This is a genomic window from Pseudomonas sp. (assembly GCF_035277045.1).
Lineage (GTDB): Bacteria > Pseudomonadota > Gammaproteobacteria > Pseudomonadales > Pseudomonadaceae > Aquipseudomonas.
The window spans coordinates 1-12,759 of sequence record NZ_DATELE010000222.1; the positions used below are offsets into that span (position 1 = coordinate 1).

Sequence of the window (12,759 nt, forward strand, 5' to 3'; positions counted from 1 at the left end):
GAATGCACGCTTCTCTTCGTTCTTCATGCCCAACGCCAGGTAGCGGCCCGATTGCAGGTCGTAGATGGCCTCGAGCGTGTACCAGGGAACCTGGGAGTTGTAATAGTCCTGGGCATGGGCCTCGGACACCCGCCACAGCTGACCGCGACCGTCGTACTGGTCGATCACGGCGGCTTGCCAGGTGTCCTCGTCGATGTAGAAGTCCCGCTTGGCATAGATATGCCGCTGGCCGGGCTTGAGCGTTGCAACCACGTGCCACACGCGGCGCAGCTCATAGCGCGCGAGGTCCTGGTTGATGTGCCCTGGCTTGAGGATTTCCGCGTACTTCAGGCTCGGCGAGTCCAGCTTGTAGCTGTTGGTGGCGATGAACAGCTCCTTCTTGCCCTCGAGCTTCCAGTCGTAGCGGTCTGGCGCGCCGTTGAACATGTCCAGGTTATCGGAGGTACGCAGGCCGTCGGCCGCGGTCCCCGGACCGTCGTAGGACACCTGTGGCGCCTGGCGCACACGGCGCTGGCCGGCGTTGTAGATCCACGCCTTGCGCGGCTCCTTGACCTGGTCGAGGGTTTCATGGACCAGCAGCACGGTGCCCGCCAGACGTGCCGGCGCGGTGACCTTCTGCTTGAAGTAGAAGAGCACGTTGCCGGGGTTGTTGGGATCGTAGTCCTTGACCTTGTCACGGAACACGAACTGGTCCTGGAAATACACCAGGCTGTAGGAGCCGTTGGGCTGCGGCGTGGCCTGGGTCACCAGGCGGGTCACGCTGCCTCCGCGATAGCGGGTGATGTGGTTCCAGATCACCTCGAGGCCAGACTTGGGAATCGGGAACGGCACCGCGGTCTTGAAGTTGTTCAGGCCGTTGCCGCCTTCGACCAGGGTGGTTTTGGTGGCGTTTTCCTTGATGGCGGCAAACACGTCGTCCGGCGCGGTCGAGCCGCGGTGAGTCGGATAGACCGGGATCTTGAAGCTGTCGGGGTAGCGCTTGAACATCGCCAGCTGACCCGGCGAGAGCTTGTCCTTGTACTGCTCGACATTCTGCGCGGTGATGGTGAATTTGGGCTTCTCGTTGCCGTACGGGTCGGACAGGAAGCCCTTGGCGTCGACGCTGCCGGCGGTTTTGGCCAGCGGCTGCCACGCGGTGATCGAACCATCGGCGTTGCCGGCCTTCTCGGCGCCCATTGGCGTCAGGGTGGACCCGAGCTTGGCCGCCTCGTCGGCGGAAACCGCCGCCATGACGCTGCTCGCCAGCAGGGACAGGCCCAGTACACCGGCCTTCAGCAGACTCTTGGTTGTATTCATTCTGGTGTCGTCCTGGATCAATGTTCTTAGAAGTTCACGCCAAAGCTGAGGGCGAGAAAATCGCGGTCATCCACGGTGGTGTACTTGCCGTCGAAGAAGTTGGTGTACGACAGGCTCGCGGTGTAGGTGTTCTGGTACTCGGCATCGACCCCCAGGCTCACCGCCTTGCGGCCTTCCTCGAAGTTGCCGCCAGGGCCCGGCGAGTAGCCGGAAACGTCGTGGGACCAGGCCACGTTGGGCCTCAGGTTGACCCCGGCGAAGACGTCGTTGTAGTCCCAGATCACCCGTGCGCGATAGCCCCAGGACGTGCTGGTGGTGTAGCCATCGTTTTCGCACTTGCGGCGCAGGTTGGCCGTCGAGGTACCGGCACCGGCACCGGCGATGGTGCTGGTGTTGAGCGCCTGGCAGGTGTTGGCGCCGCCGGTGGCCGGCAACGGGCCGGGGCCGTAGACCGGATCACGGCCGTAGCGCGTCTCGCGGGCGTCTTCCAGGCCGCCGACATGGGTAATGCCCAGCTCGCCCACCACAGTCATGCGGCTGGCGCCCATCACCTGGTCGAAGAAGTGCGTGAGTGTGGTCTGGAACTGGGTGATCTCCTTGCGGCGGTAACCGTGCAGGTCTTCGCCGGGCACACCGGTCAGCAGCGAGGCGTTGCTCAATGCGCCACCGATCGGGCGCACACCGGCGAACAGGATATCGGTGGTGTTCAACTGCACAGGCGCGTTGGGCCGGTAGCTGAGCTCACCGCTCCATGCCGTGCCGGTGGGCAAGGTGGTGGAGAAGCTCAGGCCGTAGAGGCGGATGTCCTCGGGGTACTCGACGAAGTACTGCGAGTTGCCCGCCACGATCAACGGCGCCAGGGCACGCAGTGCCGGGGGCAGCGTGGCAAGGCTGCCGAACACCGCAGGCGCGGCGCCGGTGGCGCTGAAGATCGGCGCACGGCTGTGGTAGTTCATGAAGTAGGCGCCGAACTCGGTGTCCAGCGGCTCGAACATGTAGCGCAGCGCCACGCCGAACTGCCCGCTGTCGCGCGCGTCACGGTCGGCGCCGCGGCCCACCTTCACGCCCTCGGCGTTGACATCGACGCCGCGGGTGGCCAGGAAGCCCTGGGCCGCCGCCGGCAGGGTGCGGCTGCTGTTGAGCACGCGCAGGTTGTCGGTGCAGCCGTCGGCGATGATGTCAGGCTGGGAGAAGAAGGTGCCGCAGTTGTCGACGACCGTCTGGTCCCATTCGAGCTGGTAGAAGGCCTCGGCCGACAGGTTGTCGGTCAGGCTCTGGGAGATATAGAACATGTTGACCGGGATCAGGCCTTCCTTCACCTCGGCGCCGGGGCGGCGGAACGCGGACACGTCGATCGGGTTGATCGAGTTGATGCCACCGCCGATGAAGGTGCTCTCGCCCCAGCTCACCACCTGCTTGCCGAGGCGCACGGAGCCTGGCTGATCGGCGATGGAATAGTTGTGGTACACGAAAGCATCGAGCAGCTCGGCGCCGGAGGACTGCGCGCCTTCCTTGCGGTTGGAGTCGCTGATGTCCTTGAAGTCGCGGTGTTCGTCCTTCAGCTCGAAGTCGTACCAGTACTTGCCGCGAACAAATACGCCCGTATCGCCGTACTTGAGCTCCAGGTCATGAATGCCCTTGAAGATCTTCGAGAAGGTTTCACCGCGCTTGAAATTCAGGTGGCCGTCGTCAGAGGTCTGCGACAGGCCCTTGCCGCCGTTGTTGACCCCGATCAGGTTCTCGTTGCGCTTGGCCGTCGACCAGCTGGCACCCACGGAGAGCGACGAGTCGAACTGGCCTTCGATTTCACCGATGTTGAAACTGACGCCGAACGCGGGACCGGCGAGCGTGGAAGCGAGGCTGACGGCCAGGGGCAGCTTGGCCCGGCGCCAGAACAGGTTTGCTGATGTCATCGACGCTACTCCATGTACTTTTTTGTTATGGCAGTGAGTCCTTTCAGAGACGGCCTGATGCCCGGTGTGCTCGCACCTGGAGGCCGCGCCTGCGTCGACGCCTACCCCCGTTCCTGAAAATCCCCTGGCCCGACTATAGCCAGCACGCACAGGTGCCAGATCCCTCTAAAGTGTGATTTGCGCCCTGCTACCGGCCGCCCCAGCGGCCAGCCTGTGTGATGGCAGTGGCAAGCATGGCTCATATTCCTGCTTTCACAAGCCACCGGGCTCTCTGGAACGGGGGTCGCCACTGGGACGCGCGACCCACACGCCAAGTTACAAAGTAGATAGGAATGCGCTGTTGCTGGCCTGCCACTGGCTGATATCCACGCGGATGCGTTTCTTGTCGAGCTTGCCGACGCTGGTCTTGGGAATTTCAGTAACAACGGCGATCTGGCTGGGGATGGCCCACTTGTTGATGTGCCCCAGCTCGACGAACGGCTTGAGGTGATCCTTGAGCGCGCGGGCGTCGATGCTCTGCTGCTCGTGCAACACCAGCAAGGCAAACGGACGCTCGCCCCACTGCGGATCGGCGATACCGACCACCGCCACTTCGCGGACCGCCGGATGGCGGCTGATCAGGTCTTCGAGGTCGAGCGAGGAGATCCACTCCCCGCCGGTCTTGATCACATCCTTGATGCGGTCGCGGATGTCGATGAAGCCCATGCTGTCGAGGGTGGCCACATCGCCGGTGTGCAGCCAGCCCCCTTCCCAGAGCTCCTTGCTCTTCTCAGGCTCCTGGAAATAGCCCATGGTCAGCCAAGGGGCCCGCAGCACCAGTTCGCCCAGGCTTTCGCCATCGGCCGGGAGGAACTTGCCGTCGCAGTCGACGATCGCCGCCTCCACCAGCGGCACGGGCACGCCCGCCTTGATGCGGTAGCTGACACGCTCGTCCTCGCTGCCGGCCAGCAGCTCTTCGTTGAGGTGCGCGCAGGAGATCAGCGGGCAGGTCTCCGACATGCCGTAGGCCGCGGTCAGCTGGATGCCACGGGCCTTGGCCGCCTCGTACAAGGCGCGGTTGAGCGCGCTGCCGCCGATGATGATCTTCCAGCCACCGAAGTCTTCCTGCTGGGCGCCCTTGGCGTTGAGCAGCATCTGCAGGATGGTCGGCACGCAGTGCGAGAAGGTGACCTTCTCCTTGCGCCACAGCTCGCAGAGCATCTCGGGCTCGTAGCGTCCCGGGTACACCTGCTTGAGACCGAGCATGGTCGCGGCATAGGGGATGCCCCAGGCGTGCACATGGAACATCGGCGTGATGGGCATGTAGACGTCGTTGGTGCCCAGCAGGCGCACGCTGTCCAGGCTGCCGGTGACCGAGGTCTCGGCCAGCGTGTGCAGGACCAGCTGGCGATGGGTGAAGTACACGCCCTTGGGGTTGCCGGTGGTGCCGGTGGTGTAGAAGGTGGTGGCCACGGAGTTCTCGTCGAAGTCCGGGAAATCGTACCGCGCGCTGGCCGCCTCGAGCAGCTGCTCGTATTCACCGACCAGGTTGGGCAGTTCGGCGGTGCGTGACTCACCGTCGGTGAGCAGCACGGTTCTCTCGACCGTGGTCAGTTGCCCGGCGATGGCCTGGTAGAGGCCGACGAAGTCACTGTTGACCAGCACGAAGCGATCTTCGGCATGGTTCATGGTGTAGAGGATCTGCTCGGGCGACAGGCGCACGTTGATGGTGTGCACCACCGCGCCGATCATCGGGATGGCGAACATGCATTCAAGGTAGCGGTGACTGTCCCAGTCCATGACCGCCACGGTATCGCCAGCCTTGACGCCCGCCTCGGTCAGCACGTTGGCCAGGCGCGCGATGCGTTCGTTGAGCTGCAGGTAGGTGAAACGCTGCAGGTCACGGTAGACGATTTCGCGGGTTTTTTCGTAGCGGCTGCCTGACATCAGCAGGCGCTTGATCAGCAGCGGATAGGCGTAGGCCCCTTCGGCCGGAGGAATGACACGTGTCTGCAACATGGGAATCCCTTATCTGGAGTACACAGGCTGGGCAAGTCAGGCCTTTACTCTAGTAACGACGACCGGTCGGTCAAATCAGCCAAAGGAATGATTTGACCGGTGCGAGTATGACTGGCGAGGTGCCGCCAGCTTCAGTTCACCTTGTTCAGAGCGCTTTTGGCTGACCTGTGGCCAATGGCATCTCCCGGCAAAAGACGCTAACGTCTGGAGCTACCCGTCCTGAGGCCCCACGCCTCGTTGCCACCGGAGTGCCCATGCCAAGCCCGCGTCGCGCCGTGTTTCTCGATCACCAGTCACTGGACCTGGGTGACCTCGACCTGAGTCCCCTGGAGCAGCAGTTCGACAGTTTGCAGCTGTACCCGGGGACCACGCCCGCGCAGGTCGCCGAGCGCTTGCAAGGTGCGACCGCGGTCGTCAGCAACAAGGTCATGCTCGATGCCGCAAGCCTTGCCGCCAACCCGCAGCTCAAGCTGATCCTGGTGGCTGCCACCGGCACCAACAACGTCGACCTGGCGGCCGCTCGCGCCCAAGGCATCACGGTCTGCAATTGCCAGGGCTACGGCACGCCCTCGGTGGCCCAGCACACCCTTGCCCTGCTGCTGGCGCTGGCCACCCGGTTATGCGACTACCGCCAGGCAGTGGCCGACGGCCAATGGGCCAAGGCCAGCCAGTTCTGCCTGCTGGACTTTCCCATTGTCGAGCTCGAAGGCAAGACCCTGGGCCTGCTCGGCCACGGCGAGCTGGGCGGTGCCGTGGCGCGGCTGGCAGAAGCCTTCGGCATGCGCGTGCTGCTCGGCCAGATTCCCGGCCGCCCCGCCCGCGAAGGCCGCCTGGCGCTGGATGAGCTGCTGCCACAAGTCGATGCACTGACCTTGCACTGCCCGCTCAACGAGCAGACCCGCCACATGATTGCCGCCCGTGAACTGGCCCTGCTCAAGCCAGGCGCGCTGGTGGTGAATACCGCCCGTGGCGGTCTGATCGACGAGCAGGCGCTGGCCGATGCCTTGCGCGCGGGCCACCTGGGCGGCGCGGCGACCGATGTGCTGAGCGTGGAGCCTCCCGTCAATGGCAACCCGCTGCTGGCGCCCGACATCCCCCGTCTGATCGTGACGCCGCACAGCGCTTGGGGCGCGGTCGAGGCACGCCAACGCATCGTCGGTCAGCTTGCCGACAACGCCGAGGGCTTTTTCGCCGGCCAGCCGCGGCGCGTCGTCAGCTAAGCCCGGCAAGGCTCTGGTAGACTGCGCCCCTTTTTTCAGGAGGCGTCCATGGACCCGCGCAGTGAAGTGTTGCTCCGTCAGGCCGAACTTTTCCAAGGGCCGGTGATGCTGGCCGGCCTGCCAGCGGACGACCTGTTTGGCCAGTTGCCGCAGGCCAGCGGCTGGACCTGGCACGCCGGTGACCAGGCGCTGCTCGACAGCCGTTTTGGCGGACGTAGCCACTACGGCGTCAGCGCCCCCGAGGTGGACTTCGACGCGGCCGTGCTGTTCATGCCCAAGTCACGCGACCTCGCCGCCTACCTGCTCGACACACTGGCCGCGCGGTTGGCCGGGCGCGAGCTGTACCTGGTGGGCGAGAAGCGTGGCGGCATCGAAGGTGGTGCCAAGCTGCTGCAGGCATACGGCAAGCCGCGCAAGCTGGACAGCGCGCGGCACTGCCAGCTGTGGCAGGTGACGGTCGAGAACGTGCCGCAGGCCCGCCCGCTGGAGAGCCTGGCGGAGCGCTTCGAACTGCCACTGGCCGATGGGCCGCTGCAGGTGGTGACCCTGCCTGGCGTGTTCAGCCATGGCCGCCTGGACAAGGGAACCGCCCTGCTGCTGGAGCACCTGGACAACCTCCCGGTGGGCGACGTGCTGGACTTCGGCTGCGGCGCCGGGGTACTGGGAGCGACGGTGAAGCGCCGGTACCCCGAGAGCCGGGTGACGCTACTGGACGTGGATGCTTTCGCGGTGGCCAGCAGCCGGCTGACCCTGGCGGCTAACGGGCTTGAAGGCGAAGTCATCAGTGGCGACGGGATCGATGCGGCGCCGATGGACCTGGCATTGATCCTGAGCAATCCGCCATTCCATACCGGCGTTCACACGCACTATGCGACATCGGAAACACTGCTGAGCAAATCGCGCGATCATCTGCGAAAAGGTGGCGAAATGCGGCTGGTTGCCAACAGTTTCCTGCGCTACAAACCGTTGATCGAAGCGGCACTGGGGAATTGCCAGACGCGCATCGAGGCGCAGGGGTTCAAGATCTACCAGGCAACACGCGGTTAAAATCAACACTTGCCGAAACCGTCCGTCCTAGGCAGAATCCGCTCCGTCCTAGGGGAGTAGTCTCCCGCGAGCACCCAGCTCGCCCGGCACGCGTCAACATACTTGGCCCTCAGGCCATGGCGCGTGCGACCCACGGTTCGCGCAGACGAACCCAGGGTTTGACAAGACCTATGACACGCACACCTTACCCGGGGCGGGGAGGTCGTACGTGTCATAGCCGTGTCGACCCGCCCCCGTAGGAAACCTGATGCTGGAATCACTGCTCATCCCCACCGCGGTCGTCGCGCTCGCCGAAATCGGCGACAAGACGCAACTGCTTGCGCTCATCCTTGCCGCCCGCTTTCGCAAGCCTTGGCCAATCATCGCCGGCATCGTCGCCGCCACCCTGGCCAACCATGCAGCTGCGGGTGCGGTCGGCGCCTGGGTAGGCGGCTTCTTCAGCGCGACTGTCCTGCACTGGATTCTCGCTGCCAGCTTCGCCGCCACTGCCCTCTGGACATTGATACCGGACAAGATGGACGACGACGAAGCCAGCGCCGCGCGGCGCTTCGGCCCGTTCGTCACGACACTGATCGCCTTCTTCCTCGCCGAGATCGGCGACAAGACCCAGGTGGCCACGGTGATGCTCGCCGCGCAGTATCCACACCTGATCATGGTCATCATCGGAACCACCCTTGGCATGCTGATCGCCAACGTGCCGGTGGTGCTGGCGGGCAACTTCGCCGCCGACAAACTGCCGCTTACGCTGATCCGCCGCCTGGCGTCAGCCGCCTTCTTCGTGCTCGCCGCGGTCGCGGTCTATACGGCCATGAAGGCCAGCGGCTGGGTAGGCTGACCTTGCCGGACATGCAAGGGGCCGCGCCGCGGCCCCACGCGCCGGCCTCTTTACTTCCTGGCGGCCTGATACAGCGGCATCACCTTGGGAATGGCCGCCTGAAGGGATGCAATGCGGCTGCTCGACGCCGGGTGCGTGCTCATGAACTCCGGTTGCGAGCCGCCCGAGGCCTGGGTCATCTTGTTCCACAGGGTGATCGCGGCGTTCGGATCGAAGCCCGCGCGTGCCGCCAGCTCCAGGCCGATCAGGTCGGCTTCGTTCTCGTTGGAGCGGCTATTGGGCAGGGTCATGGCGTACTGCACCACGGTGTCGGCGACCGCCAGGCTGTCCTGGCCCAGGCCGAGCAAGGCACCCGCGCCCTGGCGCGCCATCTGCACGCCATAGGCCTTGGACATGGCTTCACGGCCATGCTCACGCAGGGCGTGGGCGATCTCGTGGCCCATGACCGCGGCGATCTCGTCGTCGGTGAGCTTGAGCTTGTCGATCAGACCGCTGTAGAAAATGATCTTGCCGCCTGGGCCACAGTTGGCGTTGAGCTCATCGCTCTGGATCAGGTTGACCTCCCACTGCCACTGGGCGGAATCGGGCCTGAACTGGGGCGCCTGGGCGATCAGGCGGTCAGCGATCGCCTTGACGCGCCTGGCGTTGGCGCTGGTCTTGTCCAGCACGCCTTGAGTCGAGGCCTCGCCCAGCGTCTCCTGGTATGACTGGGCATACATCTGGTTGACCTCATCGGTCGAGAGCATGCTGAACATGTACTGCTTGCGCTCGACGCCCACCGCGCCCCCGCTGGTGGTGTTCACCGCCTGACAACCCGCCAGCAGGATGCTGGCGCCCAGGACGCCGACTACAAATGATTTACGCATGAAGACACTCCCTTTTCACATGCCGGCTATCCTAGGCCGAGTCGCATGCCCCCGCCATAGCCAGCAGGCAGTTTTTCCAGGACGCGGGCGCCTTCAGCCCGGCGTCAGGCACTCGGGCGCATCAAGCTTGGGATCATTGATGAAATGGGCCAGCACCCGCTCGCGCAGGCTGATCGGCTGGCTGACAAGCAGCTCGTGCAGGCGGGGCAACGGGGTGTCCAGGTCCAGCCAGGCCGCCTGGCCCTCGGCATCGAGGATCAGCGGCCGCCGCTGGTTCATCGCCGCCTGGGTGACCACCGCGCAGCTCAGCCAGACCTGGTCCTGCACCGGGTAGGCCTCCCAGATCGCCGCGAAATAAAGGGATGACCCCTCCCCTGGCGTCAGCCAATAGGGACGCTTGCGCGCCGTGCCGCGCCACTCATAGAAACCGTTGGCAGGCATCAGGCAGCGCCGCTGGCGAAACGCCTCGCGAAACATCGGCTGCTCCACCAGGGTTTCGGCACGGGCATGGGCCGGGGTGCGTGACAGATCGGTGAGCCAGGCCGGGGTCAGGCCCCAGCGGGCTCGCGCCAGCTGGGGCTGGCCGTCGAGCTGGCGCTGGATCAGCACCGAGCCACCAGGCGAGATGTTCCACTGCGGCTGCTGGCCGGCGGGAAAACCGGGCAAGGCAGCAAAGGCGGGGGTCCAGCGAAACAGGGCGTAGCGTCCACACATTGGCGATAAAAACCTGGGGTCTTGAACCCTAGCAGATCAGGGTTCCGGGAAAAGTCTGCGGTTCGTCGCCGACAAGGGGCTGGGCGCCATTGTACGCGGCGATGAGCGCGCGTGCGTGATCGGCCTGCTCATCGGCGACCGCCAGGCCCAGCAGCCCCTGGGGCGGCAGCTCGCCCACCGCCCCCACCAGGTCTCGTCCGACCAGGTGCACCCGGACCCCCTCGCTGGCGAGCACGCCAATCAGCAACTCGGCCTCGAGCAGGCTTTCCGGATCATAGATTCGCCGCATCATTCATCCTCGCGCCGGATATCGAGCATCCATTCTTCACCATGCACCTGCAGGACGAAGACAATCGGACGGCAGCAGACCTGGCAATCCTCGGTGTACGTCTGATCACCGCCAGAAAGGTCGACGGTGGTCTCGACCCGCTCGCCACAGTAGGGACAATCGTAGAGTGCAGTTTCCAGCATCGCGGCCTCCGCGGTGACTTGTGCGTATAATCGCGGGTCTGTCTACAGGCCCTGCGCGCGTTCGAGCCGTTTTCCCGGACCCCGGCCCTATCTATTACCCTAGCCGTTTCCAACAAGAGAGCATGATGGGCGAATTCGATGCCATCCGACCATACGACGACGCTGAGGTCCCTGCTGTTCTGGCACGCCTGCTCAGCGACCCGGCATTCCTCGATATCCTCACCCACTTCCGCTTCCCGCGGGCGGCCGGTGCCTTCGGCTGGCTGCTCAAGCCGCTGATCGCCAAGCGCCTGCGCAAGGAATTCGCGGGCGTCAGCTGTGTCTCGACCTTGCAGGACAAGGTCGAGTACTACGTCGACCAGACCATCGAACGGGCCACCGACGGTGTCACCTACACCGGCGTCGAGCAGCTCAAGTCCGGCAGCGCCTACCTGTTCCTGGCCAACCACCGCGACATCGTCATGGACCCCGCCTTCGTCAACTACGCGGTCTACCACGCCGGCCTGCCGACGCCGCGCATCGCCATCGGCGACAACCTGCTGCAAAAGCCCTTTGTCAGCGACATGATGCGCCTGAACAAAAGCTTCATCGTGCACCGCTCGATCAGTGGGCGCCGCGAGAAGCTCGCCGCCTACCAGCTGCTGTCGGCGTACATCAATCACTCCATCCGCAACGATGGCGCCTCGATCTGGATCGCCCAGGCCGAGGGCCGGGCCAAGGACGGCGACGACCGTACCGACTCGGCGATCCTCAAGATGTTCCACATGAGCCGCAAGGACGAGCCGTTCGGCGCGGTGATCCAGGGCCTGAACCTGATCCCGGTGTCGATCAGCTACGAATACGACCCGTGCGACCAGGCCAAGGCTCGCGAGCTGTACATCCGCGCCACCACCGGCACCTACAAGAAGGCGCCCGGCGAGGATGACATCAGCATCGCCCAGGGCATTACCGGCTACAAAGGCCGGGTGCACATCAACTTCGCCCCGCCGGTGACCGAGTACTTCGAAGACACCAAGCAGCTGGCGGTGGAGATCGACCGGTTGATCCTCAGTGGCTATCGGTTGTTCCCGGCGCATTACCTGGCGTACGCCATGTGGGACCAGGCCGACCCGGCGCTGCAGGTGCCGAGCGCGAAGTCGCTGTTCCCGGCCGCGGAGCTCGCCACCGCCCAGGCCGAGTGGCAACGCCGCCTGGACGCCTGCCCGGCGGAGCAGCGGCCGTACCTGATCCAGCAATACGCGACACCCGTGCGCAACCAGTATCAGGTAAAGGCAGGCTGATCCATCAGATCCAGGTGCTGAACCAGGACAGCACCAGCGCCATCGCCAGGCTGGCAAAGCCCAGGATGTAGTAGAAGCGGTGCACCGGCAGTTCGCGGGCGAGCGTGTCATCGCCAGCGAGCTGGCGGGCCTTGGCCTCCCAACGGCGGGCGCTCTGCAGCAGCAGGCCGCCCGGGCAGGTGATGAGCAGGGCCAGCAGGTTGATCAACTTGGCCGGATGGGCGGCCAGCAGCCCCCAGAGCATGTGCAGCGACATTGCGGAACCTCGATTGAGCACAGCGAAGGCCGGCATTCTATACAAGCCACCAGCCCTCGCCTGCGCTTTGCGACAGAATGAAGACACGAAAAAGCCCGATGCCTGCTGACAGGCACCGGGCTTTTTTCATGCAGTTCGCGTAGGCAACCTTACTCGGCCAGCACCTGGCCGATGGTCGGGTCCTTGAACAGGCGGGTCAGCGCGTCGCTGAGCACGTCGCCTACCAGCTTGGTGTTGGTTTCCTGGTTGGGCGCCATGCCGAAGCGCTGGTCCAGCGACGCACCGTAGCGGCCGCTGTAGCGGCGGCCGGCGTTGGATACATCGGCCCGGAAGGTCGCGCCAATGGTCGCCTCGGTGACGTACATGCCTTCCTTGGGCGACTGGTACTTGAGCTCGGCCAGGGTCACGGTCAGCTGCGGCGCGTTGTAGGCATTGGCCGTCGGAGTGAAGCCGAGCAGGCGCACGGCCGCCTCGGCCTGGGCCTGCAGCTTGGGCACGACATCGTTACCGGACACGCTGATGGTGCTGGTTTCGGGGTACAGGCCGCCACGGGTGCCGAGCGCCTGCGAAGACCGGCCATCAACCACTTTCACCACCACCGGCTGGCCACGGCCAACCGCTGCCAGCTGCGCGTTGAGCTTGGGTTGGGGGCTGAGTTGTTGCGGACTGTGGGCACAACCGACCAGGCTCAGGCTGGCCACCGCGATCAAACCGAACAACAGACGTTGCAACATGCGCATTTCTCCAGAAATAAGCGGCAAAGGCGTCAGTATACCCAGCCAGCATCAGGCCAGCCATCGGGCGGGCACGCTGTCACAAGGCTTTCACAGACGAACCCGTATCCTTGCGCCAGCCCCATACGA

13 protein-coding genes and 1 riboswitch are annotated in these 12,759 nt (G+C 64.8%); of the genes, 4 read left to right on the top strand and 9 right to left on the bottom strand.

Features of this window, described 5'->3' with window-relative positions:
• From VJS90_RS12765 to VJS90_RS12775, 3 genes are all read right to left on the bottom strand, one after another.
• On the bottom strand, positions 1-1,296 hold a 1,296-nt coding region (locus VJS90_RS12765; RefSeq protein WP_324122015.1), incomplete at its 3' end, for a DUF1329 domain-containing protein.
• Between the two features lie 26 nt (positions 1,297-1,322).
• Positions 1,323-3,209 (bottom strand): DUF1302 domain-containing protein, encoded by a 1,887-nt coding sequence (locus VJS90_RS12770; protein ID WP_324122016.1) that lies wholly within the window; start codon positions 3,207-3,209, stop codon positions 1,323-1,325.
• Positions 3,210-3,524: 315 nt separating this feature from the next.
• Entirely contained in the window at positions 3,525-5,207 is a 1,683-nt protein-coding gene (locus tag VJS90_RS12775) for a fatty acid--CoA ligase (RefSeq protein ID WP_324122017.1), read from the bottom strand.
• Positions 5,208-5,461: 254 nt separating this feature from the next.
• Between VJS90_RS12775 and VJS90_RS12780 the strand changes: the two genes are divergently transcribed.
• From VJS90_RS12780 to VJS90_RS12790, 3 genes are all read left to right on the top strand, one after another.
• Positions 5,462-6,427, top strand: coding sequence for a 2-hydroxyacid dehydrogenase (locus VJS90_RS12780; protein WP_324122018.1), 966 nt, complete (start codon positions 5,462-5,464; stop codon positions 6,425-6,427).
• 48 nt (positions 6,428-6,475) lie between these two features.
• The gene (locus tag VJS90_RS12785; protein ID WP_324122019.1) at positions 6,476-7,474 is read left to right on the top strand and encodes a class I SAM-dependent methyltransferase; all 999 of its coding nucleotides are present in this window, start codon (positions 6,476-6,478) and stop codon (positions 7,472-7,474) included.
• Positions 7,475-7,512: 38 nt separating this feature from the next.
• Positions 7,513-7,634: riboswitch (yybP-ykoY riboswitch) on the top strand.
• A gap of 87 nt (positions 7,635-7,721) precedes the next feature.
• Positions 7,722-8,309, top strand: a complete 588-nt coding sequence (locus tag VJS90_RS12790) for a TMEM165/GDT1 family protein (protein WP_324122020.1) — start codon at positions 7,722-7,724, stop codon at positions 8,307-8,309.
• Between the two features lie 50 nt (positions 8,310-8,359).
• Here the strand turns inward: VJS90_RS12790 and VJS90_RS12795 are convergent, their stop codons facing one another.
• The 4 genes from VJS90_RS12795 to VJS90_RS12810 all read right to left on the bottom strand — a co-directional run bounded on the left by VJS90_RS12795 (position 8,360) and on the right by VJS90_RS12810 (position 10,360).
• Complete coding sequence (locus tag VJS90_RS12795; RefSeq protein ID WP_324122021.1) at positions 8,360-9,175, bottom strand: M48 family metallopeptidase; 816 nt, start codon at positions 9,173-9,175, stop codon at positions 8,360-8,362.
• Between the two features lie 93 nt (positions 9,176-9,268).
• Positions 9,269-9,889 (bottom strand): SOS response-associated peptidase, encoded by a 621-nt coding sequence (locus VJS90_RS12800; RefSeq protein WP_324122022.1) that lies wholly within the window; start codon positions 9,887-9,889, stop codon positions 9,269-9,271.
• Between the two features lie 28 nt (positions 9,890-9,917).
• Positions 9,918-10,178, bottom strand: coding sequence for a putative signal transducing protein (locus VJS90_RS12805; protein ID WP_324122023.1), 261 nt, complete (start codon positions 10,176-10,178; stop codon positions 9,918-9,920).
• A complete protein-coding gene (locus VJS90_RS12810; RefSeq protein ID WP_324122024.1) occupies positions 10,178-10,360 on the bottom strand; it encodes a CPXCG motif-containing cysteine-rich protein in 183 nt (60 codons plus the stop codon). The genes VJS90_RS12805 and VJS90_RS12810 overlap by 1 nt, the downstream gene beginning before the upstream one ends.
• Before the next feature lie 125 nt (positions 10,361-10,485).
• Here VJS90_RS12810 and VJS90_RS12815 point away from each other — a divergent pair, with 125 nt between their 5' ends.
• Positions 10,486-11,640 (top strand): 1-acyl-sn-glycerol-3-phosphate acyltransferase, encoded by a 1,155-nt coding sequence (locus VJS90_RS12815; protein WP_324122025.1) that lies wholly within the window; start codon positions 10,486-10,488, stop codon positions 11,638-11,640.
• A gap of 4 nt (positions 11,641-11,644) precedes the next feature.
• Here VJS90_RS12815 and VJS90_RS12820 read toward each other — a convergent pair whose 3' ends face one another.
• Positions 11,645-11,896, bottom strand: a complete 252-nt coding sequence (locus tag VJS90_RS12820; RefSeq protein WP_324122026.1) for a hypothetical protein — start codon at positions 11,894-11,896, stop codon at positions 11,645-11,647.
• 149 nt (positions 11,897-12,045) lie between these two features.
• Positions 12,046-12,630 carry a YajG family lipoprotein gene (locus VJS90_RS12825; protein ID WP_324122027.1) on the bottom strand — a complete coding sequence of 195 codons (585 nt, stop codon included), beginning with the start codon at positions 12,628-12,630 and terminating at the stop codon, positions 12,046-12,048.
• Between the last annotated feature and the right edge of the window lie 129 nt (positions 12,631-12,759).

Bases quoted from the DNA above. Each gene is read 5' to 3' on its own strand.
- VJS90_RS12800 (WP_324122022.1), bottom strand. From the start codon at position 9,889: ATGTGTGGACGCTACGCCCTGTTTCGCTGGACCCCCGCCTTTGCTGCC.
- VJS90_RS12825 (WP_324122027.1), bottom strand. From the start codon at position 12,630: ATGTTGCAACGTCTGTTGTTCGGTTTGATCGCGGTGGCCAGCCTGAGC.
- VJS90_RS12780 (WP_324122018.1), top strand. From the start codon at position 5,462: ATGCCAAGCCCGCGTCGCGCCGTGTTTCTCGATCACCAGTCACTGGAC.
- VJS90_RS12820 (WP_324122026.1), bottom strand. From the start codon at position 11,896: ATGTCGCTGCACATGCTCTGGGGGCTGCTGGCCGCCCATCCGGCCAAG.
- VJS90_RS12805 (WP_324122023.1), bottom strand. From the start codon at position 10,178: ATGCGGCGAATCTATGATCCGGAAAGCCTGCTCGAGGCCGAGTTGCTG.
- VJS90_RS12785 (WP_324122019.1), top strand. From the start codon at position 6,476: ATGGACCCGCGCAGTGAAGTGTTGCTCCGTCAGGCCGAACTTTTCCAA.
- VJS90_RS12775 (WP_324122017.1), bottom strand. From the start codon at position 5,207: ATGTTGCAGACACGTGTCATTCCTCCGGCCGAAGGGGCCTACGCCTAT.
- VJS90_RS12790 (WP_324122020.1), top strand. From the start codon at position 7,722: ATGCTGGAATCACTGCTCATCCCCACCGCGGTCGTCGCGCTCGCCGAA.
- VJS90_RS12810 (WP_324122024.1), bottom strand. From the start codon at position 10,360: ATGCTGGAAACTGCACTCTACGATTGTCCCTACTGTGGCGAGCGGGTC.
- VJS90_RS12770 (WP_324122016.1), bottom strand. From the start codon at position 3,209: ATGACATCAGCAAACCTGTTCTGGCGCCGGGCCAAGCTGCCCCTGGCC.
- VJS90_RS12815 (WP_324122025.1), top strand. From the start codon at position 10,486: ATGGGCGAATTCGATGCCATCCGACCATACGACGACGCTGAGGTCCCT.
- VJS90_RS12795 (WP_324122021.1), bottom strand. From the start codon at position 9,175: ATGCGTAAATCATTTGTAGTCGGCGTCCTGGGCGCCAGCATCCTGCTG.